General features: G+C 64.8%; 18 protein-coding genes and 3 tRNA genes. 3 read left to right on the top strand and 18 right to left on the bottom strand.

What is annotated here, in order from left to right; all coding sequences use genetic code 11:
- Positions 1-37 precede the first annotated feature (37 nt).
- Positions 38-1,945, top strand: a complete 1,908-nt coding sequence (dxs, locus tag OVA13_RS00485) for a 1-deoxy-D-xylulose-5-phosphate synthase (protein WP_267791894.1) — start codon at positions 38-40, stop codon at positions 1,943-1,945.
- A 45-nt stretch (positions 1,946-1,990) separates the two neighbouring features.
- Here dxs and OVA13_RS00480 read toward each other — a convergent pair whose 3' ends face one another.
- The 13 genes from OVA13_RS00480 to uvrB all read right to left on the bottom strand — a co-directional run bounded on the left by OVA13_RS00480 (position 1,991) and on the right by uvrB (position 14,061).
- Complete coding sequence (locus tag OVA13_RS00480) at positions 1,991-3,037, bottom strand: TraB/GumN family protein (RefSeq protein WP_267791893.1); 1,047 nt, start codon at positions 3,035-3,037, stop codon at positions 1,991-1,993.
- 102 nt (positions 3,038-3,139) lie between these two features.
- Positions 3,140-3,610, bottom strand: a complete 471-nt coding sequence (locus OVA13_RS00475; RefSeq protein ID WP_267791892.1) for a cupin domain-containing protein — start codon at positions 3,608-3,610, stop codon at positions 3,140-3,142.
- A gap of 96 nt (positions 3,611-3,706) precedes the next feature.
- A tRNA-Pro gene (locus OVA13_RS00470) sits at positions 3,707-3,783 on the bottom strand.
- Between the two features lie 88 nt (positions 3,784-3,871).
- Positions 3,872-4,228, bottom strand: a complete 357-nt coding sequence (locus tag OVA13_RS00465) for a MerR family transcriptional regulator (protein ID WP_056878218.1) — start codon at positions 4,226-4,228, stop codon at positions 3,872-3,874.
- A complete protein-coding gene (locus tag OVA13_RS00460; RefSeq protein ID WP_055936063.1) occupies positions 4,209-4,508 on the bottom strand; it encodes an integration host factor subunit alpha in 300 nt (99 codons plus the stop codon). The genes OVA13_RS00465 and OVA13_RS00460 overlap by 20 nt, the downstream gene beginning before the upstream one ends.
- Positions 4,509-4,563: 55 nt before the next feature.
- The gene (gene pheT / locus OVA13_RS00455; protein ID WP_267791891.1) at positions 4,564-6,942 is read right to left on the bottom strand and encodes a phenylalanine--tRNA ligase subunit beta; all 2,379 of its coding nucleotides are present in this window, start codon (positions 6,940-6,942) and stop codon (positions 4,564-4,566) included.
- Positions 6,943-7,072: 130 nt separating this feature from the next.
- On the bottom strand, positions 7,073-8,068 hold the full coding sequence (gene pheS, locus OVA13_RS00450) for a phenylalanine--tRNA ligase subunit alpha (RefSeq protein ID WP_267791890.1): 996 nt from the start codon (positions 8,066-8,068) through the stop codon (positions 7,073-7,075).
- Between the two features lie 127 nt (positions 8,069-8,195).
- Entirely contained in the window at positions 8,196-8,555 is a 360-nt protein-coding gene (gene rplT / locus OVA13_RS00445; RefSeq protein WP_055936072.1) for a 50S ribosomal protein L20, read from the bottom strand.
- Positions 8,556-8,565: 10 nt separating this feature from the next.
- Positions 8,566-8,763 carry a 50S ribosomal protein L35 gene (gene rpmI, locus OVA13_RS00440; RefSeq protein WP_162110557.1) on the bottom strand — a complete coding sequence of 66 codons (198 nt, stop codon included), beginning with the start codon at positions 8,761-8,763 and terminating at the stop codon, positions 8,566-8,568.
- Positions 8,764-9,090: 327 nt separating this feature from the next.
- Complete coding sequence (gene infC / locus OVA13_RS00435; protein ID WP_324288293.1) at positions 9,091-9,615, bottom strand: translation initiation factor IF-3; 525 nt, start codon at positions 9,613-9,615, stop codon at positions 9,091-9,093.
- A gap of 50 nt (positions 9,616-9,665) precedes the next feature.
- Entirely contained in the window at positions 9,666-11,570 is a 1,905-nt protein-coding gene (thrS, locus tag OVA13_RS00430) for a threonine--tRNA ligase (protein WP_267791888.1), read from the bottom strand.
- A 258-nt stretch (positions 11,571-11,828) separates the two neighbouring features.
- Positions 11,829-11,903 (bottom strand) — tRNA-Val (locus OVA13_RS00425).
- A 142-nt stretch (positions 11,904-12,045) separates the two neighbouring features.
- Positions 12,046-14,061 carry an excinuclease ABC subunit UvrB gene (gene uvrB, locus OVA13_RS00420; RefSeq protein ID WP_267791887.1) on the bottom strand — a complete coding sequence of 672 codons (2,016 nt, stop codon included), beginning with the start codon at positions 14,059-14,061 and terminating at the stop codon, positions 12,046-12,048.
- Between the two features lie 158 nt (positions 14,062-14,219).
- Between uvrB and OVA13_RS00415 the strand changes: the two genes are divergently transcribed.
- The gene (locus OVA13_RS00415; RefSeq protein WP_267791886.1) at positions 14,220-14,789 is read left to right on the top strand and encodes a GspH/FimT family pseudopilin; all 570 of its coding nucleotides are present in this window, start codon (positions 14,220-14,222) and stop codon (positions 14,787-14,789) included.
- 128 nt (positions 14,790-14,917) lie between these two features.
- Positions 14,918-14,994: transfer RNA gene (locus OVA13_RS00410), tRNA-Asn, on the top strand.
- A gap of 203 nt (positions 14,995-15,197) precedes the next feature.
- Here OVA13_RS00410 and OVA13_RS00405 read toward each other — a convergent pair.
- The 5 genes from OVA13_RS00405 to pilV are packed head-to-tail and all read right to left on the bottom strand — an operon-like array spanning position 15,198 to position 21,042.
- Positions 15,198-15,650, bottom strand: a complete 453-nt coding sequence (locus OVA13_RS00405) for a type IV pilin protein (RefSeq protein ID WP_267791885.1) — start codon at positions 15,648-15,650, stop codon at positions 15,198-15,200.
- Between the two features lie 3 nt (positions 15,651-15,653).
- Entirely contained in the window at positions 15,654-19,040 is a 3,387-nt protein-coding gene (locus OVA13_RS00400; RefSeq protein ID WP_267791884.1) for a pilus assembly protein, read from the bottom strand.
- A gap of 12 nt (positions 19,041-19,052) precedes the next feature.
- A complete protein-coding gene (locus OVA13_RS00395) occupies positions 19,053-19,574 on the bottom strand; it encodes a pilus assembly PilX family protein (RefSeq protein ID WP_267791883.1) in 522 nt (173 codons plus the stop codon).
- Positions 19,571-20,524: a PilW family protein gene (locus OVA13_RS00390; RefSeq protein ID WP_267791882.1), complete on the bottom strand. Its 954-nt coding sequence runs from the start codon at positions 20,522-20,524 to the stop codon at positions 19,571-19,573. Before OVA13_RS00390 ends, OVA13_RS00395 begins: the two co-directional genes overlap by 4 nt.
- Before the next feature lie 38 nt (positions 20,525-20,562).
- Entirely contained in the window at positions 20,563-21,042 is a 480-nt protein-coding gene (gene pilV / locus OVA13_RS00385) for a type IV pilus modification protein PilV (RefSeq protein WP_267793582.1), read from the bottom strand.
- Between the last annotated feature and the right edge of the window lie 17 nt (positions 21,043-21,059).

The following is a 21,059-nucleotide window of genomic DNA, read 5'->3' as shown; positions in this document are numbered from 1 at the left end:
GGGACAATGACGGCCTGGAAGACGCCCCCACCCCGTGATGATCGACGCTGACCGCTATCCCCGCCTGTCCCGCATCAAGACGCCGGCCGACCTCCGCCAGTTCGAGGAGACCGAGCTGTCGGCGATCGCCGACGAACTGCGGGGTTACCTGATCGAATCGGTCGGGCGCAGCGGCGGCCACTTCGGTGCCGGCCTGGGCGTCATCGAACTGACCGTGGCGCTGCACTACCTGTACGAGACGCCGGTCGATCGCCTGGTCTGGGACGTGGGCCACCAGTGCTATCCGCACAAGATCCTCACCGGCCGCCGTGACGAGATCCACACGGTCAAGCAGAAGGACGGCGTGGCGCCGTTCCCGAAGCGCGAGGAAAGCGAGTACGACACCTTCGGCGTGGGCCACTCGTCCACGTCGATCTCGGCCGCACTCGGCATGGCGATCGCGCTGGCGCAGCACGGCGACGACCGCAAGGTCGTGGCGGTGATCGGCGACGGCGCGATGACCGCGGGCATGGCGTTCGAGGCACTGAACCATGCCGGCGGCATGGAGCCGGAACCGAACCTGCTGGTGATCCTCAACGACAACCAGATGTCGATCTCCGAGAACGTCGGCGGACTGACCAAGATGCTCGGCCGGCTGAGCAGCAGCCGCACGCTCAATGCGCTGCGCGAAGGTGGCAAGAAGCTGCTGGGCGACAAGAAGAAGCCGCCCGCGCGCTTCATGCGCCGCTGGGAAGAGCACTGGAAGGGTATGTTCGTGCCGTCCACGCTGTTCGAGCAGATGGGCTTCCACTACACCGGCCCGATCGACGGCCACGACGTCGAGGCGCTGGTCGGCGCGCTGAAGATGCTGAAGACCCTCAAGGGCCCGCAGCTGCTGCACATCCTGACCACCAAGGGCAAAGGCTACGAGCTGGCCGAGGGTGACCAGATCGGCTATCACGCCGTGGGGCCGTTCGATCCCGAGAAAGGCCTGATCAGCAAGACGGGGGCGAAGAAGCCCACCTACACCGACGTCTTCGGCGACTGGCTGTGCGACATGGCCGCCGCCGAACCCAAACTGCTGGGCATCACGCCTGCCATGCGCGAAGGCTCGGGCCTGGTGCGCTTCAGCAAGGAATACCCCGACCGCTACTTCGACGTGGCCATCGCCGAGCAGCATGCGGTGACCCTGGCCGCGGGCATGGCCTGCGAAGGCAGCAAGCCGGTGGTGGCGATCTATTCCACCTTCCTGCAGCGCGGGTACGACCAGCTGGTGCATGACGTGGCCATCCAGCAGCTGGACGTGCTGTTCGCCATCGACCGCGGCGGCGTGGTCGGCCCGGACGGCGCCACGCATGCCGGCAACCTCGACCTCAGCTACCTGCGCTGCGTACCGCACATGGTGGTGATGGCACCGGCCGACGAAAACGAATGCCGGCAGATGCTCAGCACCGGCTACCACTACGCCGGTCCGGCGGCCGTGCGCTATCCGCGCGGCAGCGGTCCCGGGGTGGCACTGCAGGCGACGCTGGACACGTTGCCGATCGGCAGGGCGCAGGTGCGCGAGCACGGTTCCCGCGTGGCCGTGCTGGCTTTCGGCTCCACCGTTGCGGCCGCCGAACAGGTCGGCCGGGAATTGGGCCTGACGGTGGTGAACATGCGTTTCGTGAAGCCACTGGACCGGGCGCTGCTGCTGGAACTGGCGAACACCCACCAGGGCTTCGTCACCGTCGAGGACAACGTGGTGATGGGCGGCGCCGGGTCAGGCGTGGCCGAACTGCTGAATGCGGAGGGCATCGCATTGCCGATGCTGCACCTCGGCCTGCCCGATGAATTCCAGCACCACGCCAGCCGCGAAGACCTGCTGGCCGAGGCCGGCATCGATGCCGCCGGCATCCGGGCGGCGGTACTCAACCGCTGGCCGGCGCTGGGTTCAAGCCAGCCCCCGCTCACCGCGGCAGGCTGAAAGCTTCACCTGCAGGCGCGACGTCAATCGCGCCCGCCAAACGGCCTACTCGGGCGCCTCGACCGCGTATCCCTTCGCCTGCAGGTGCGCCAGATAACCATCCGCCTTGACCAGCTGCGACACGGGCAGCGTGGCGAAGGTGATGCGGTTGCGGCGCAGTGCACCTTCGGCCGTTTCCAGCCACGTGGCGCGCATGCGCTGCTCCAGATCCGTCAGCCCCCGTTTGCGGGCCGTCTCGGTGTTGAACCACGCCGACAGGCAGGCCAGTCGCTGGTCTTCGCGCGCGGTCGAACGCAGCGCCGCCCAGTCGCCCACCGCCCATGCGTTGGCGCGCGCGGCCACCTGCGGCAGGTCGTTCTCGATCACGTCAAGCGTGGTGCGGAAACACGCGAGGTCCTCGCCCTTCAGCGTTTCCTTGCGGAAATCCGCCAGCGCCGCGCGCGGGTCATCGATGTCGACCTTCAGCACCGTCGGCGTGCGCTTCATCTTGCGCGCCTTCAGCACCTCGTTGATGACGGGATCGATGACGCCGGTTTCCTTCATGCCCGAGCGCGACAACGCTTCCTGATACAGCTGGAAGACCGCGATCAGCGGGCGCTTCTTCTCGATGCCGCCATCGCGGCCCATGTATTGCCGTTTCAGCATGGACCAGCGCGCATACAGGTCGGCCGGAAGCACGTCCTGCAGCTTTTCCCCGTCCGGATTCTTCATCGCCTTCATCGCCGAAGGCACCATCGTCAGGCCGCGGAAGAAGCCCACGTCGGCATCCACCGTGATGCCCGGCGAACCCAGCACTTCATCGGCATGCTGCAGCGCCAGCGTCACCTCGTCGGAGCGCCAGGTGATGTTCTTCGGCAACGGGGACTGCGTGCCCAGCACGTAAAGGATGTGATCACCATGGCGCACCTTCCACAGGCCCGGGCCCGGCTGCACGCCACTGACCACCACCGCCTCCATCTCGATGACCGGACCGTCTGAAACGGCCCCTCCCGGTGGAGGATCGGACGGTGCCGGCTCCTGGGGTTGCGCGAGCGTCGCGGTCGCAAACAGCAGGAAGGGAATCATCCACGGGACAAGACGGTACGAACGCATCCGATGCACTCCTTGGTCGCGGGCGCCGCGCCCGCGCAGCCCGTTGGGACCGGCAGGATGTCATGGAGTTCCGTGCGACGGTACGGCTTTCGCCGCGACCATTCAGGCTACCTTGCCGCCGGCCTCGCGCAGCTGATGGGCGACGTCGCTGCCGGCCTCCAGCAACTGGAAACCCTTCCATGCGAAGCCCGGTGACACCGTGCAGTCCACCAGGGTGTAGTCGCCCAGCGTGCGGGCGCTCTGCCATACCCCGGCCGGAACCACCTGGCGGCATTGGCCGCCGCGCGCGGAGGTGTCCAGTTGCGCGCGGCTGAGCGTGCGCGTCTCCGGGTCGAACATCGACAGCTCCATCGGGCTACCCTCGTGCCATCCCCACACCTCGGTGGCATCCACGCGATGCCAGCGCGTCACCACGCCCTGCGGCAGCAGGAAGGTGATCGCCGTCAGCGTGGGCCGCTCGATGCCGTTGACCTCGGTGCGCTTGGCCGATTCGAAGACGCGGCGGAAGTAGCCCCCCTCGGGATGCGGGGCCAGTTGCAGCGTCTGGATCAGGGCTTCGGTACGCGGGTGCATGGGCCATCCTATCCGGAGGTCAGCGGGTTTGTCCCCACGGGGTGGGTGCGCACAAAAAAGCCCACGCAGTGCGCAGGCTTGATGTTGAACCGCGATTGGTCGGGACGGCCGGATTTGAACCGACGACCCTCTGCCCCCCAGGCAGATGCGCTACCAGGCTGCGCTACGCCCCGAATCTCGCGGATCGGCCCGCCTTGCGACGGGCCGCGCATTATAGCCGCATTTCCATGGCGTCTCCCAGCATGGGATGCCATGTGATGTTCAGCGGCGCAGCAATTGCAGGATTTCTTCCAGCTCCATGCGCACCTGGCGCACGATCTGGTGGCTCAGCGCGGCTTCCTGCTTGGCGCCCTCGCCCTCCAGGCGCAGGCGCGCACCGCCGATGGTGTAGCCCTGTTCGTACAGCAGGCTGCGGATCTGGCGAACCATCAGCACGTCATGGCGCTGGTAGTAGCGGCGGTTGCCGCGACGCTTGGCGGGTTCCAGGCTGGGGAACTCGGTCTCCCAGTAGCGCAGCACGTGCGGCTTCACGTCGCACAGTTCACTGACCTCACCGATGGTGAAGTAGCGCTTGGCCGGTATCGGCGGAAGCTCGCGGTTACTGCCCGGATCCAGCATAGGTTTCCACCCGCTCCTTGAGTTTCTGGCCCGGCCGGAACGTCACCACCGTGCGCGCCGAAATCGGGATCTCCTCGCCGGTCTTCGGGTTGCGGCCCGGGCGCTGGTTCTTGCGCCGCAGGTCGAAGTTGCCGAACCCGGAAAGCTTGACCTGGCGCCCCTGTTCCAGCGCCTCGCGCAGCACGTCGAAGTACGCGTCAACGAACTCCTTCGCCTCGCGCTTGTTCAGGCCGACTTCGTCAAACAGACGCTCGGCCATTTCCGCCTTGGTCAACGCCATGGGTACTGCTTCCCCGTTGCGACCGTCACCGGCCCTGCCACTACCTGCCTACCGCTCATCCGCGAATCCTGGCGCCGTGTCCGGCGTCGATGGCCGACACCACAGCGGACACCACCTGCTCCACATCGCGGTCGGTCAGAGTGCGTGAGTTGTCCTGCAAAATCAAGCCCATAGCGAGACTCTTTTGACCCGATTCGACCCCCTGCCCGACGTACCGGTCGAACACCTGCACGTCCCGCAACAGCGGGCCTGCGGCGTGCTTCACGGTCTCGGCCAGGGCGGCCCAGGGCACCGTGTCGGCGACGACGAACGCAAGGTCCCGGCGGACGGACGGATAGCGCGACTGTTCGGTCGCACGCGGCAGCGACCGTTCGCTGAGCGGCCCCAGATCCACCTCGAACGCCACCACATCCGTATCCAGGCCAAGCAGGCGGGCCAGGCGCGGGTGCAGCTGCCCGATCCAGCCGATCCGCCGGCCGTCGCGATGGACGTCGGCCGAACGCCCCGGATGGCCGTAGCCGGCCGTTGACGGCTGGAACGACAGCGTCGCACCGGCGAGGGTTGCCAGGCTTTCCAGGTCGCCCTTCAGGTCATGGAAGTCGATCCTGCGGGCCGGCTGGCCCCACTGCTCGGCGACGGCGTCGCCACAGGCGGCGGCCGCGACGCGCAGCGTTTCCTGCGGCGCCGCACCGTGCTCGGCCGCCGAACTGAACACGTTGCCGATCTCGAACAGGCGCACCCGGCCGGCCTGCCGCGCGGCATTGCGCTGCAGCGCCGACACCAGCCCGGGCAGCAATGCGGTACGCATGACGCCCAGTTCGGCGCTCAACGGATTGGCCAGCGGGACGGCGCCTTCGGTGAGACCCCACTGCTGGAGCAGGGTGCCGTCGACGAACGCATAGTTCACCGTCTCGATGAACTCGCGGGCCGCCATCTGGCGACGCGCGGTCGACGCTTCCACCCGCGTCTCGCTGGGCGAGGCGATGCGCGTGGCACCGCCCGGCAACGTCGTGGGAATCCGGTCGTAGCCGTGGATGCGCGCCAGTTCCTCGATCAGGTCTTCCTCGATAGCGATGTCGAAACGGCGGCTGGGCGCGACCACGTTCCAGCCGTCAGCGACGCCAACCACCTGCATGCCCAGCGCGCGCAGGATGCGCTCCACGTCGGCATCGGCGATCTCGATACCCAGCACGCGTGCGATACGCGCCCTGCGCAGCAGGATGGCTGCCGGCCTGAGCAGGTGCTCGGGCAATTCTGTCTCGGTGACCGGACCCGGCGTGCCACCGGCCAGTTCCACCACCAGGCGGGTCGCCACCTCGATGGCCTGGCGGGGAAGCTCCGGATCGACGCCGCGCTCGAAGCGATGCGAGGCGTCGGTGTGCAGGCCCAGCTTGCGGCCGCGGCCGATGATGGCGGACGGAGCGAAATGCGCGGCCTCCAGGAAGACGTTGGTGGTGGCATCCGTCACGCGTGTGTCGAAGCCCCCCATCACGCCGGCCAGTGCGACCACGCGGTCGGCATCGGTGATGACCAGGAAATCGTCGTCGAGTGCGGCATCGCGGCCATCGAGCAGCTTTACCGTTTCACCCCTCTTCGATCGGCGCACGCCCACCGGACCCATCAGCAGATTGCGATCGAAGGCATGCATCGGCTGGCCGAGTTCCAGCATCACGTACTGGGTGATGTCCACCAGCAGGGAGACCGGACGCACGCCGCTGCGCCGCAGGCGTTCGGCCATCCAGACCGGCGTGGCGGCGGCGGCATTGACGCCTTCGATCACACGGCCGCAATAGCGCGGCGCGTCGGCGCCTGCATTCAGTTCCACCGCCAGCGTCCTGTCCGTCAGCGCCGGCATTGGCGTGGCATCGAAGGCGACCACGTCGCTGCCGCATGCGGCCGCCACGTCGAAGGCGATACCGCGCACGCTGAAACAGTCCGCACGGTTGGGCGTCAGCTTGATCTCGATGCTGGCATCCGGCAGGCACAGGTAGTCGGCGATCGCGGCTCCGATGGGCGCGTCGGCCGGCAGTTCCAGCAGGCCGGACGCATCGGCATCCACGCCCAGTTCCTTGGCCGAGCACAGCATGCCATTGGATTCCACGCCGCGCAGCTTGGCCGCCTTGATGGCGATGCCTCCCACGTTCGCGCCGACCATCGCCAGCGGCGCGCGCAGGCCGGGGCGCGCATTCGGAGCGCCGCAGACGATCTGCAGCAGCTCGCCCTGGCCGGCATCGACCTGGCAGACCTGCAGGCGGTCCGCTTCCGGATGCCGGGCGCAGTCGACGATGCGCGCCACGACGACGTTCGCCAATCCCTCGCCCAGCGCGGTGACCTCCTCCACTTCCAGCCCGATGGCCGTCAGCGTCGCCGCCAGCTCTTCACGGGTGGCTTGGGTAGGAACATGGCTGCGCAGCCAATTTTCAGAGAATTTCATGGTGGTGCCGTGATGAGTGATTCGTGATGGATGATGCGGAAAAGCGAGATCACGCATTCGGCCGGTTTCGTGTCGGAGATCCGGGGGTCGCGTTTGCGAATCACGAATCGACCATCACGAATACCGGCTTTCAAGCAAACTGCCGCAGGAAACGCACGTCGTTCTCGAAGAACGCGCGCAGGTCGTTCACGCCATAACGGAGCATCGCGAAACGCTCCACGCCAAGGCCGAATGCAAAGCCCGTGTAGCGCTCCGGATCGATGCCGCAACTGCGCAGCACGTTCGGGTGCACCATGCCGCAACCCAGCACCTCCAGCCAGCGCGTGCTGCCATCGGGCTGCTGCCAGGCGATATCGACTTCCGCGCCGGGCTCCACGAACGGGAAGTAGCTCGGGCGGAAACGCATCTCGAAATCGCGCTCGAAGAACGCACGCACGAACTCGGCCAGCGTGCCCTTCAGGTCGGCGAACGTGGAATGCTCATCGACCAGCAGGCCTTCGACCTGGTGGAACATCGGCGAATGCGTCTGGTCGCTGTCGCTGCGGTAGACCTTGCCCGCCGCGATCATGCGCAATGGGGGCTGGTGGGCATCCATGTAGCGCACCTGCACACCCGAGGTATGCGTGCGCAGCAGGCGGCCATCGCCGAAGTAGAACGTGTCGTGCATGGCGCGCGCCGGGTGGTGCGGCGGGAAGTTCAGCGCCTCGAAGTTGTGCCAGTCGTCCTCGATCTCCGGACCGTCGGCCAGTTCGTAGCCAAGGCGGCCGAAGATGTCGGCGATGCGCTCCAGCGTGCGGCTGATCGGGTGGATGCCGCCCCGCCCGGGATTGCGGCCCGGCAGGGTGACATCGAGGGTTTCGCCGGCCAGGCGCGCATGCAGCGCTGCGTCGTCCAGCACCGCCTTGCGTGCGGAGAGCGCATCGGAGATGGCGTCGCGCGCGCGGTTGATCGCCTCGCCCGCGGCCTTGCGCTGGTCGCCCGGAAGGGCGCCCAGCTGTTTCAACTGCGTGGTGATGCTGCCGCTCTTGCCCAGCAGCGCCACGCGCAGGTGTTCCAGCGCATCGGGCGAAGGCGCGGCGGCGATGTCGGCCAGCGCCTGCGTGGACAGGGAGTCGATGTCACTCATGGAAGGTCCTGATGATGTGCCGGCCTCGTCTTCCGGGGCCACAAAAAACAATGGGGAAGGACTCGCGCCCTTCCCCACGTGTTCGGCGATGGTCTGCCGGTACAGCGTTTACGGTGGAGATCGCAGCTTACGCCGCGAGTGCGCCCTTCGCCTTTTCAGCCAGGGCCGCAAAACCCGTCGCGTCGTGCACGGCGATATCCGCCAGCACCTTGCGGTCCAGGGTGATGCCGGCCTTCAGCAGGCCGTTCATGAAACGGCTGTAGCTCAGGCCGTTGATGCGGGCCGCCGCATTGATGCGGGTGATCCACAGCGAACGGAAATTGCGCTTCTTCTGCTTGCGGCCGATGTAGGCGTACTGACCCGCCTTGATCACCGCCTGTTTGGCGACGCGGAACACCTTGCGGCGGGCGTTGTAGTAGCCCTTGGCCAGGTGGAGAACCTTCTTGTGACGACGACGCGCCGTCACGCCACGCTTAACTCGTGCCATTGTTCAATCCTCAGAGGTAGGGAAGCATGCGGTTCAAACGGCCGCTGTCCTCGGCGCGAACAATGTTCGTCGCACGCAGGCCGCGCTTACGCTTGGTCGCCTTCTTGGTGAGGATGTGGCTACGGTTGGCGTGGCCAGCCTTGAACTTGCCGGAGGCGGTCTTGCGGAAACGCTTGGCCGCCGCCCGGTGGGTCTTGATCTTGGGCATTGCAATGTCCTTGATGGGTTTATGTCACTGATCCGGGCGGCAGCAATGCATCCATGGGATGCGGCCACGCTTTCCATCCTTGCCCAAATCTGCTTGTAAGTCGTTGAATCATAAACGAAACATCGACGGGTCCGTCGGCTGCGAGCAGCCTCCCGGCGTACCGGGCCGCGTATTATGCCCGCTGCCGAATTCTCTTGCAAATCCGGCCACTTAGCGCTGCAGGCGGAAAAGCGAAAGGCGCCTTCCGGCGCCCTCCCCTCGCCCGCTGCCTCGTCCCGAACGCGGGGGCGAAGGAGGCGGGTGGCACCGGCAGCTACGCTGCCGACATCACTTCTTCTTCGGCGCGATCATCATGACCATCTGGCGGCCTTCCAGGCGCGGGCGGGACTCGATGACGATCTCGTCGCCCAGCTCGGCCTCGATGCGCGCGGCCATCTCGCGACCCAGCTCCTGGTGGCTCATCTCGCGGCCACGGAAGCGGATGTTGACCTTGACCTTGTCGCCTTCTTCCAGGAAGCGGCGGATGTTGCGCATCTTGATCTGGTAGTCGCCCTCGTCGGTGACGGGGCGGAACTTGAGTTCCTTGATCTCGACCTGCTTCTGCTTCTTCTTGGCCGCGTTGGCCTTTTTCTGCATCTCGAACTTGAACTTGCCGAAGTCCATGATGCGGCAGACCGGCGGGTCCGCCTGCGGCTGGATCTCGACCAGGTCCATGCCCTCGTCTTCGGCCATGGCCAATGCCTCGTCGCGCGTGAGCACGCCGATCATTTCGCCATCCGAACCGATCACGCGCACGCGCGGCACGCGGATCTCGTGATTCTTGCGGTTTTGCTTGTTGTCAGGGATGCTGATGTTGCAGTCTCCAAAGGGTATCAAGCCGGTCCTTCAGGACCGGTGCTGGCCTACGCGGCGTGCTCATTCCGCAAACGTTCGGCGAAGGCGTCAACGGACATGGTGCCCAGATCCTCTCCCGATCGCGTACGTACGGCGATGGCGCCATTTTCCTTCTCGCGGTCTCCGACCACCAGCAGGTACGGCACCCGCTGCAGCGTGTGCTCGCGAATCTTATAGCCGATCTTCTCGTTCCGCAAATCGGCCGAGACCCTGAACCCTTGATTTGCAAGGGTTTTCCGGACTTCGGCCACGTAATCGGCCTGGGCGTCGGTAATATTCATCACCACGGCCTGCTGGGGGGCCAGCCAGGACGGGAATGCACCGGCATGGTGCTCGATCAGGATGCCGATGAACCGCTCCATCGAGCCCACGATGGCACGGTGCAGCATCACCGGCTGCTGCCGCTGGCTGTTCTCGTCCACGTACTCCGCCCCCAGGCGGCCCGGCATCATGAAGTCCACCTGCATCGTGCCCAGCTGCCAGGTGCGGCCGATGGCGTCCTTCAGGTGGTACTCGATCTTCGGGCCGTAGAAGGCGCCTTCGCCCGGCAGTTCCTGCCATTCCACCCCGCAGCTGCGGAGGGCGGCGCGCAGGGCGGTCTCGGCCTTGTCCCAGGTGGCGTCGTCGCCGAGGCGCGATTCAGGGCGCAGGGCGATCTTGATCTGGATGTCCTCGAAGCCGAAGTCGGCGTAGACCTTCAGCGCCTGCTGGTGGAACGCCGTGACCTCGGCCTCGATCTGGTCTTCCGTGCAGAAAATGTGCCCGTCGTCCTGGGTGAAGCCGCGCACGCGCAGGATGCCATGCAGCGCGCCCGAGGGCTCATTGCGGTGGCAGGCGCCGAACTCGCCGTAGCGGATCGGCAGGTCGCGGTAGCTGTGCAGGCCCTGGTTGAAGACCTGCACATGGCCCGGACAGTTCATCGGCTTGACCGCGTAGGTGCGGTTCTCCGACTCGCTGAAGAACATGTTTTCCTTGTAGTTGTCCCAGTGGCCGGACTTCTTCCACAAGGCAACGTCGAGGATCTGCGGGCAGCGTACTTCCTGGTAGCCGCTGTCGCGGTAGACCTTGCGCATGTACTGCTCGACCACCTGCCAGATGGCCCAGCCCTTGGGGTGCCAGAACACCAGGCCCGGCGCCTCTTCCTGCAGGTGGAACAGTTCCTGCTGCTTGCCGATCTTGCGGTGGTCACGCTTCTCGGCTTCTTCGATCCGCTGGATGTAGGCGTCCAGCTGCTTCTTGTCGGCCCAGGCCGTGCCGTAGATGCGCTGCAGCTGCTCGTTCTTGGCATCGCCGCGCCAGTAGGCGCCGGAGATGCGCGTCAGCTTGAACGCCTTCAGGAAGCGCGTGTTGGGCACGTGTGGGCCGCGGCACATGTCCACGTATTCCTGGTGGTAGTACAGGCCCATGGCCGTCACTTCCGGGCCCATGTCGTCGATCAGGCGCAGCTTGTAGTCTTCGCCACGGGCCTTGAAGACCTCCACCACCTCGGCGCGCGGCGTCATCTTCTTGATGACGTCGTAATCCTGCGCGATGAGCTCCTGCATGCGCTGCTCGACCGCGGCGAGGTCTTCCGGCGTGAAGGGGCGCTCGCTGTAGATGTCGTAGTAGAAGCCTTCGGCGATGACCGGACCGATGACCATCTTCACGTCCGGGTACAGCTGCTTCACCGCGTGGCCGACCAGGTGCGCACTGGAATGCCGGATGATCTCCAGGCCCTCCTCGTCCTTCGGCGTGATGATACGCAGGCTGGCGTCCCGGTCGATGACGTCGCTGGCATCGACCAGCACGCCATCGACGGCACCGGCGACGGTGGCCTTGGCCAGCCCGGCACCGATGGATTGCGCCACCTGCATGACGGACACGGGGTTTTCGAACTCGCGGCGGCTGCCGTCGGGGAGCGTGATGGTGATCATCGGTAGGGCTATCCGGTTGCCTGCGAACAGGGCTCTGGCATTGGAAAGTCCGGCCATGGATGGCCGGGCGCTTGTTCAGGGATGAACGAATGACATGAAAAAAGCGCCACGAGGGCGCCTACGGGATGCAGTGCCTCGGGCAGGACCAGGTTCAGGCGTTGGTAGTGCTCATGTCGCACGCTCGGCCGGCGTTTCCGCGGGCCACCTCGTGATGCTGCGGATGGCGACAAAGGGAAACGATGCCACGCTGTGGAAGCGTGGTGGGCGGTACAGGGTTCGAACCTGTGACCCCTACCATGTCAAGGTAGTGCTCTACCGCTGAGCTAACCGCCCGGTCTGCCCTTTGCAGGGGCGCGAATTCTAGCCCGGAAGCGCGGTCGCCGACAACCTGGTCGCCCCAAATGCCCGCGGACAGGGGTGCCGACATGCCGGCGCGCGCCGGGGGCGAGGCAAACCGCGCAACGGCCGCCATCCGTCATCCGCCCAGACTGGCCTCCTTCAGGCGCCGGATCTGGTCGCGCAGGCGCGCCGCATCCTCGAATTCCAGGTCGCGGGCGTGCTGGTACATCTGCTGCTCCAGCGCCTTGATCTTGGTCACCGCCTGCGCCGGATCCATCACCGCATACTCGGCCGGCTCTTCGGCCACGCGGCGTGACTTGCCGCGGCCGGACTTCCCCTCGCCCTCGCTGCGTGCGCCCTCCAGGATGTCGACGATCGGGCGCGCGACGGACTTCGGGGTGATGCCGTGCTCCAGGTTGTATTCCACCTGTTTCTCGCGGCGCCGGCCGGTTTCGTCGATGGCGGCCTGCATCGACCGGGTCATGCGGTCCGCATAGAGGATGGCCTTGCCGCGCAGGTTGCGGGCGGCGCGGCCGATGGTCTGGATGAGCGAACCGGTTGAACGCAGGAAGCCCTCCTTGTCCGCGTCCAGGATCGCCACCAGCGAGACCTCCGGCATGTCCAGGCCCTCGCGCAGCAGGTTGATGCCGACCAGCACGTCGAACTTGCCGAGGCGCAGGTCGCGGATGATTTCCACGCGCTCCACCGTATCCACGTCCGAATGCAGGTAGCGCACCTTGATGCCGTGCTCGCCCAGGTATTCGGTCAGGTTTTCGGCCATGCGCTTGGTCAGCGTGGTCACCAGTACGCGATCGCCCCAGGACACGCGCTCATTGATCTGCGACAGGAGATCATCCACCTGCGTACCGACGGGCCGGATCTCGACCTCCGGATCGATCAGGCCGGTGGGACGCACGACCAGTTCGGTGATTTCGCCGTTGGACTCCCGCAGCTCATACGGGCCCGGCGTGGCGGATACATAGATGCTGCGGGGCGAGCGCGCTTCCCACTCTTCGAAGCGCAGCGGGCGGTTGTCCAGCGCCGACGGCAGGCGGAACCCGAATTCCACCAGCGTCTCCTTGCGGGAGCGGTCGCCCTTGTACATGGCGCCGATCTGCGGGATGGTCACGTGCGACTCGTCGATGACCAGCAGCGCATCGGCCGGCAGGTAGTCGAACAGGGTCGGGGGCGGTTCACCGGGCGCCTTGCCGGTCAGGTGGCGCGAGTAATTCTCGATGCCCGAGCAGAAACCCACTTCGGCCATCATCTCCACGTCGAACTGGGTGCGCTGGGCCAGTCGCTGCGCTTCGACCAGCTTGTTCTGCGCATAGAGGTTTTCCAGGCGATCCTTCAACTCAACCTTGATCGTTTCGATGGCGGCCAGCACGCGCTCGCGGGTCGTGGCGTAATGGGTCTTCGGGTAGACCGTGTAGCGCTGCAGCTTGCGCATCGTCTCGCCGGTCAGCGGATCGAACAGGGAGAGCCCCTCCACCTCGCCATCGAACAGTTCGATGCGCAGCGCCTCGCTGTCGCTTTCCGCGGGATGCACATCGATGATCTCGCCGCGCACGCGGAACGTGCCGCGCTGCAGTTCGTATTCGTTGCGGGTGTACTGCAACTGGGTCAGGTGCCGGATCAGCTCGCGCTGGTCGATCCGCTCGCCGAGGGATAGGATCAGGCGGAGCGACAGGTAGTCTTCCGGCGCGCCCAGGCCGTAGATGGCCGATACCGTGGCCACCACCAGCGCATCGGGTCGCGACAGCAGCGTCTTGGTCGCCGCCAACCGCATCTGCTCGATGTGCTCGTTGATGGAGCTGTCCTTCTCGATGAAGGTATCGCTCGAGGGCACGTAGGCCTCGGGCTGGTAGTAGTCGTAGTAGCTGACGAAATATTCCACCGCGTTGTGCGGGAAAAACGCCTTGAACTCGCCATACAGCTGCGCGGCTAGCGTCTTGTTGGGTGCCATCACCAGCGTGGGCTTCTGGATCTGCTGCACGACGTTGGCGATGGTGTAGGTCTTGCCCGAACCGGTGACGCCCAGCAGCGTCTGCTTGGCCAGTCCGGCTTCGAAATTCGCCACCAGTTTCTCGATGGCGCGGGGCTGATCGCCCGCAGGCGAATAGGGGGAGACAAGCTGGAAGCGGTCGGTCATGGGGGCGATCCGGTGGCGACTGGGCAGTATATCGCCGCGCGCGTGACCGCCAGGTGCGGCAAATTCCTACGCGGGTTCGCGGTCAATTCCGATGGAAGCCGCCCGCAATGCCCGCGAAGCTGAACCCGTCCCATCAAGGGATACAGAGGAGCGACATCATGGCAAGGATGCCATTGCCTCCCCGCGACGGGAGGTGTTCTGTTTCAGTCAACAGCAGAGGCCTGACGCTGATCGAACTCAGCGTCACGCTGGCGGTAGTGGCCGTGCTGAGCGCTTTGGCGGTGCCGTCCTACCACGGCCTGATGAAGCGCCAGCGCGTGGATGCTGCCATGCACCTGCTGACCTCGCACCTGGCCTCGGCCCGCGTGAGCGCCATCACCTACAACACGCCTACCGTGGTCTGCCCTTCCAACGGCGACGGGATCTGTCGGCAAGACAGCGACTGGAGTGTCGGCTGGCTGACATTCCGCGACCCGGACGGAAACCGCCAGCCCGACGAGAGCATCGACCAGTACCGCAATGATCCCGCACCCCGCCATCCGGCGCTGCAGATCCTGTCCACGGCAGGCCGGCGCCACGTGCGCTACCAGCCCAATGGACTGAGCGGGGGAAACAACCTGACCCTGCGCATCTGCTACGACGGCAAGGTGGAGGGGCTGGTGGTGGTGAACAACACCGGGAGGATCCGCAGTTCGCGGGCACAGGAAAACACGCCCTGCACACCCTGACGGCGCGCCTTTTCCCAGCGGATTCAAGGACCTTCCGGCCGCGATGGTACATCCGGCTGCGTTCCGTTCCGGCGCGAGTGCTGGATGGCTTGCCGATCCGCTCACCGGGCCGCTACAATACGCGCCCCGCCCGAATAGCTCAGCCGGTTAGAGCACTTGACTGTTAATCAGGGGGTCGTTGGTTCGAGTCCAACTTCGGGCGCCAGACACGATCAAAGAAAAGGCCTGCAGCGATGCAGGCCTTTTTTTCGTGCTGAGCGGACGAAACGATCCGGAATCTTCACTGCTGCATCCCCGATCGTGATCTGCGTCGATCCCTGTCATCGCCGCGCTTACAAGATCGAACGACGAAAGGGGCCGATTTCTCGGCCCCTTTTCAGATCAACGCCGCGCGTAAGTGCACCCGCCTCACCAGCAATCTGCGGCAGAAGTAGCGGTGCCAGTCTCGCCACGAACGCCCTGTGCGTTAAGGCTGATGGTCGCGCAGAGCGTGTCCCGCGTGGCCTGGGCCGCCTGGGGCACGGCCTGCAAGGTGTACGCTTTCGCCGTAGGCGCCGCCTGGAACTGCAGCGTGTAGTGCGGCGCGACCTCTGCGTCGCATTGGGCCGGGGGATTCGGCGCTCCTGCATAGGTCATGTTGGCGGAATAGAACCGCTCCATGAACTGGGCGCGCTCCTGCAAGCACACCGCTGCAGCAGACCGCCGGGATTTGACGATCTGGTCCTGATAAGTCGAGTAGGCGATCGTCGCCAGGATCGCCACGATGGCGATCACGATCAACAGTTCGATCAACGTGAAGCCCGCCGCATCAGTGCGCGGTGCGCCGCGTTGGTGGGCATGATCCAAACATTCGGTTTTCATCCATTACTCCTGTCTGATTTCGCGCCAGGAAACCCGGCCCACATTACGCGGATCATTCTTGCCTCTGCAGCCGACACCACCCGCGGAGCCGCCAGCACAGATCAGACCTAAGGCATCGGGATTGCCGGAGAACAGACTTCCCTGCGTCACCATACCAACCCCAAGATCGACGGAGCCGATCGGTACGACCACGGTTCGGCCGCTGGAATCAGTATAGGAAACCGTTTCATCGCTGAAATCGCCGTCTCCATCGACATCGAAATAGGGTTTCTTCGCACTGGTGCCCGTGAAGGCATCCAATGCATTCAGATAGCCTCTCCCGTCCGCCTGGCAGGCGTTCGTAGAGGTGGGAATGATACTGCTTACTTCCAGCACGGAGCCGTCCATCTGCGGCGGCGTCACCACACGCTCACCTTCCGTAGCACCGGGCGGGCTGGGAGGCACGAGGTCGATATACCACCCCTTCGAGGTGACGGGCAGCGCCTGCGTGGCCTCGAATCCCCGTACACGCTGCCCATCCTTGGTGGTCGCAACGACGGTCTTGCGCGATGTCAGCACCGCACGCGTCAACGTGGTGGAGCTGTCTTCGATGCCATACAGGCTTTGTACCGACCTGTCCGCCACATCACCGGTGGTGATGAACCGGCCCGTGCCGAAAAACACCCACGTCTTGTAGGTGCTCGGATTCATGCCAAGCGTCAGGCCACCTGTGATCGGCTGCACCGTGCCGGTCGGCGACGTCGCAGTGAACAGACGGGTCCGGCTCGCCGCGTTTTCCCAGGTGGCACGGGTTGCCGCGGAGAGATCGAACTTCCAGACATTGCCGAGCATGTCGCCGGCATACACGTAGTCAAGCGTGCCGCTCGAGTCCTGGTCGATACCCACGGGCGCGAACAGCCCATTGGGCGCTGCCGCACTGCCCGCACCGGTATCAATCTCACCGATGAGGGCACCGGTGTCGAGGTTGTAAATCAGAAGGGCCGCACGTTCGGCAGTGCTATTCGGACCATTAGCCACGATGACGGCGGTGACATTGTTGTTGAGCTTGGCGATGATCGGGCGGCTGAGCACCTGCCCCATGAGATTGTTGGTGGTTTCGGCACGCTCCCACTTGAAGTTGCCGATCCCGAACGAAGCTGGGTTGGTCACGTCCAACGCGTAGATGCCCTTGCCGCCACGCCCCAATGCGCCGACCAGGATGTTCTGCCCAGGTGTCTGCTTGCGGCTCGATACCACGACCGCACCGTCAACAGAATACTGGTGCGCGTAGTCCGGCCTACTCAGGTTCCCCAAGCTCGACCAGTTGACCAGATTCGGGATATAGCCGAAGAGTTCCTGACCATTTGCGGCACTGAATGCATGCAGCATACCGTCATTAGCACCGACATAGATGGTGCCCGTGTCATCCACGTAGGCGGGAGACGAAGAAACGATGTCGCCCAGCAACTGGGTGCGGTCCCTCAACACACCGATACCACGCGCCTTCTCGAGCGATTGATCGCCGGCGAGATAGGCGGCATTCTGCGCTCCGGTGACCGGATAGTTAAGCACGCCAGTGCGGGTCAACGCCGCAATCTGGGCCGCCGTAGCGGACGCGGGGAACTCCAGGCCAGCGGTACCGTTGGACGTGAAGATATTGCGATCCGCGGCGGCGGGCATGGCGGTGGAGGCCCGCCATGCAGGCGTGGCAGAAAACCCGCGCTCAGGAGGATTCAGTCGATCGAACCCCACCAGTTCACCGGTCCAGACACCGGACACATAACTCGCTTGGAATAGCCGGGTACCCGCTTGCAGACGGGCCGAGTTTGCGGCCACGTTCGAGAATGAACCCGTGCGACGCACAATGGCGGCAAGGGATTCGTTGAGCGCGGCACTGAACTCATCGGGATTGTTCGCGACGACGAAATCACCCCGACCATTGACCGCCGCGTGCCACAGGTCGTCGATGGTTTCCGGCGTCAGATTCGTGCCGGGATTTGGCCAGCTGCGCGTGCCCGCAGTGATGGAGGGCAGATCCGTCTTCGGATTGAGCGTGCCACCCGCACCGATGGAGATCGCGAACGTCACCATGTGCTGCCAGAAAGCGGGATTCTCGGTGGAAGGGGCAACGATATTGTCGAGATCGGTGCGCATGTCGGTCTTCCAATAGCGCATCGCGATGTCGGCGAGGTTGTTGGAGTACGCACTGGAATAAGGAAGTGCAGGCTGATATTGGTAACTGGCACCCGCATCATTAGTGATCAGCGCGCCGGCAACATTGTCCTGTTCGCCCACGACATTGCCGAAAGAATCGTTACGGTAGCCGTCCGTGGTTAGAATCGTGAAATTCTGGCGGCAGGCATATTGTGAGACCCCCGTCTGCGGCCCCCAAGGACCGGTAGCGGTGGTATCCGTCTCGAAGTACACGCCCGCCTGATTCAACGCGTCGCGCAGCGGCGTGTTATCGCTGGCAGTGGTGCTGTAAAGCCGGTCGTACCAGAATGTGCGGTTGCGGATTGCTCCGCCGGCAGCGGCGGGATCATCGATGAACAGGCCGATATTTTGCGCTGAGAGCACCGGGATCGGTTTGGCCTGCGTGATCGGGTTGCCCGTGATACTCGCGTTGTAACGCTTGTGGATGGTACGGAAGCCCATACGCACGTCTTTGCCGATCTGCGCGAAGGCACGACCAGCGCCGGCCTTCGCTACCTTGCCGCGGGAGCGGTGGTAGGAATACCAGGTCGCGAAATTCGCTCGTTCCAGTGCTTCGGTGTTCCGCACCGTCGTGGGCAGCGCATAAGTACAGTTCTTCCACTGCCAGCCATTGTTGCTGTTGGTACAGCCGACGCCCGTGACGCCAGCACTGCCGGTAACATTATTGAGTAGTTCGCTGCGTACCACGCGCCCCGTCGTGGCTATGATCTGATAACGATAATAGTTAGCTTCGTTGTTCAAATACGTTGCCGACGTGTCTGCCAAGTTCTTGGGGACATAGAACGTCTGGGTCGCAGCCAGTAGATCAGTGGTGCCGCCGGACGCAAACTCGACGCTGCTGTACGCCGCGTTATAGCTCACCCCACCGGTCATCGGATTGCCGGCAGCGTCGAGCCACGGCAAATAGGTGGTCGCCGGATTGTAATAAATAGTGTTGCGGGTATAGGCCTGGCGTGGCCAGCCTGTTGCCAACCCATCCGGCATGAACGTATCGCCCATGGAGCCGGAGTCATCGAGAACGAACAGGATGTTCGGTGGCACGCGCGTACCGGTGGTCAATGGATCAGTAGGGATCTGGATACCGGCGTTGACGGGCAGCGCCAACAAGGTAGCAAGGAATGCGAGCAGCCCCGGCGAGATGCGCTGCATCATGCCTTTGCGGGACGGCACAGGAGGGGTGGATTTTGTGCTGTGCATGACAGGCTCCGCTTACTGCACAAGGAAATTGGACTGCAACACGACCTGCGCGCGATCAGCGGCGCTGCTGGTGGACGTGATGCGGTAACGAGGCGCCAGGCAGAGCGGCGAACGATTTGCTTCGTCCAGCAGGTCGCAACCCGGCCATGTGGGGACATCCCCCATGTATTCGATGAAGTACTGCGGCCTGCTCGTCCAGTCGCCCTGCTCGTCGGCGTTGACCCAGCCATTGAATCCGGCCGTGCGCCAGCGCTCCGTATCGGTGGCGACGGGCGTCGAGCAGACCCCGCCGGCACAGCCGGCGCCAGGCACGACAGGACGCGTGGCCGCCAGCGCCTCACCGTTCCGCAAGGCTGCCTCCGCGGCCTGGAAACTCCAGCTGCGGTCCAGCAGGTTGGCGGTCATGCGTTCCTCAAGCAACGTGCTGCGCAGCACGGCCAGGCCCAGCAACGTCATCACCAGAAGGAGAATCAGCACCACGATCAGGGAAGCACCCTGCTGTTGGTGCCGCGAGGGAAACGAGGTGGTCTTCATGCGTTCCGGTTCCGCAACGAAACAGTGTGGATGAGCTGACGCTGCACGCGCTGGCCATTAGGGCCGACGTTGTCCAGACTCTCCAGCGTGATGGTGATCTGCGCCGCGGTCACATTGGCCCAGTTGGCCACGGCACCCGCCGCGACATAGGCGCCACCTTCGCGATAGGTGATCTGCATGTTGGTGACGCCGTCGGTGATCTCCTGCGCCTGGGGCGCGCCACCGTTCAGGCGTACCTGGTAGAGCGAACTGCCGCCCCGGGCATTGGTGCCGACATACCAAGCGGTGGCGTACATGCGCACCATCGTGGAGTTGGGGCCGAAAGTCTTTTTTACGGATCCCGCGGCGCAGAGCAGGGGCACGCCAAGGCCGCTAGTGCAGTTCCCGGGGGAGGCGCCGCCTTCGGCGTGTTGCACCGTGTTGCTTGTGCCCGAGTCCGCACTGGATACCTGGAAAATGGCCGCCTGGCGACCATCGCACACCATCGCGATGTCGCCGGTCTCGAACCCGTGGTTGATCGTGTTGACCGTGAACTGCGGCGTGCCGCCCGTCGCGTGTGCCGTGACATTGACGCCGCCCGACGCGCCCGACTTCAACTCGATGGCATCGGTGCCGGCCACGCGCACGGGCGTGGGTGCGTTGCCGAACGGTGCAGCGACGCCATTGTCGTAGCCCCGGATGCCGTCTACCCAATTGCTCCACCACGCGGCGCCCGCGCCGTTCAGCACATTGGCGACGGGAGTGCCCTTGTCGCACGGGTTGCCACCCGCTTCGCGGATGTCGTGCGACATCATTTCAAAAGCGACGCGGGAGGCTTCCTGCACGCGGCCAACGCTTTCGGTGGCGCGATAGGCCTGGCGGTTGGACATGAAGATACCGATGGCGGCACCCACCACCAGCAGGCCCAGCACCAGCGCGATCATCAGCTCGATCAGGCTGAGGCCCTGCATGTGTCGGGGCGAAGAAGGAATCCGCATTCGAACAGTCCTCACAGCTGGGTCTGGGTCACGGTGTCGCGGGTTGCCGAACCTGCTGCTGCAGGACCGTCCGATGCGCGCTGGTCGTCCCAACGCACGGTGATGGTGCATGCGCCGGTGTTCTGGCAGACGATCTGTCCGCAGGTGGTGGTGTCGCCGGCAACACCCATCGTCGCCTTCAAGGATGCGATCCACGCAGCGCGATCGTTGTTTGCGGGAGTGCCGCCCGCAGGCACCGCACACATCCAACCATTGGTGTTGTAGGCGCCCGCCAACGCGTCGGCCCGGTTGGCCCGCATCGCCTCGAGGATGGAATAGGTCTGCACCACCGACTGGCTGCGCTCCAACGAACTCTGGCTGTTGCGCAACGCCGTGGTCTGCATGGCGGCGATGCCTAACAGGCCGACGCCCATCACGAGGACGGCAACCAGCACTTCAATGAGGCCCGCACCACGCTGGCGGGAGGGAGATGACCGGAAACTGGGGCGCATAGTCTTCATGATCTTGA

It is taken from the genome of Pseudoxanthomonas sp. SL93, from assembly GCF_026625825.1.
Lineage (GTDB): Bacteria > Pseudomonadota > Gammaproteobacteria > Xanthomonadales > Xanthomonadaceae > Pseudoxanthomonas_A.
This window is presented reverse-complemented; position numbering and strand designations above follow the sequence as displayed.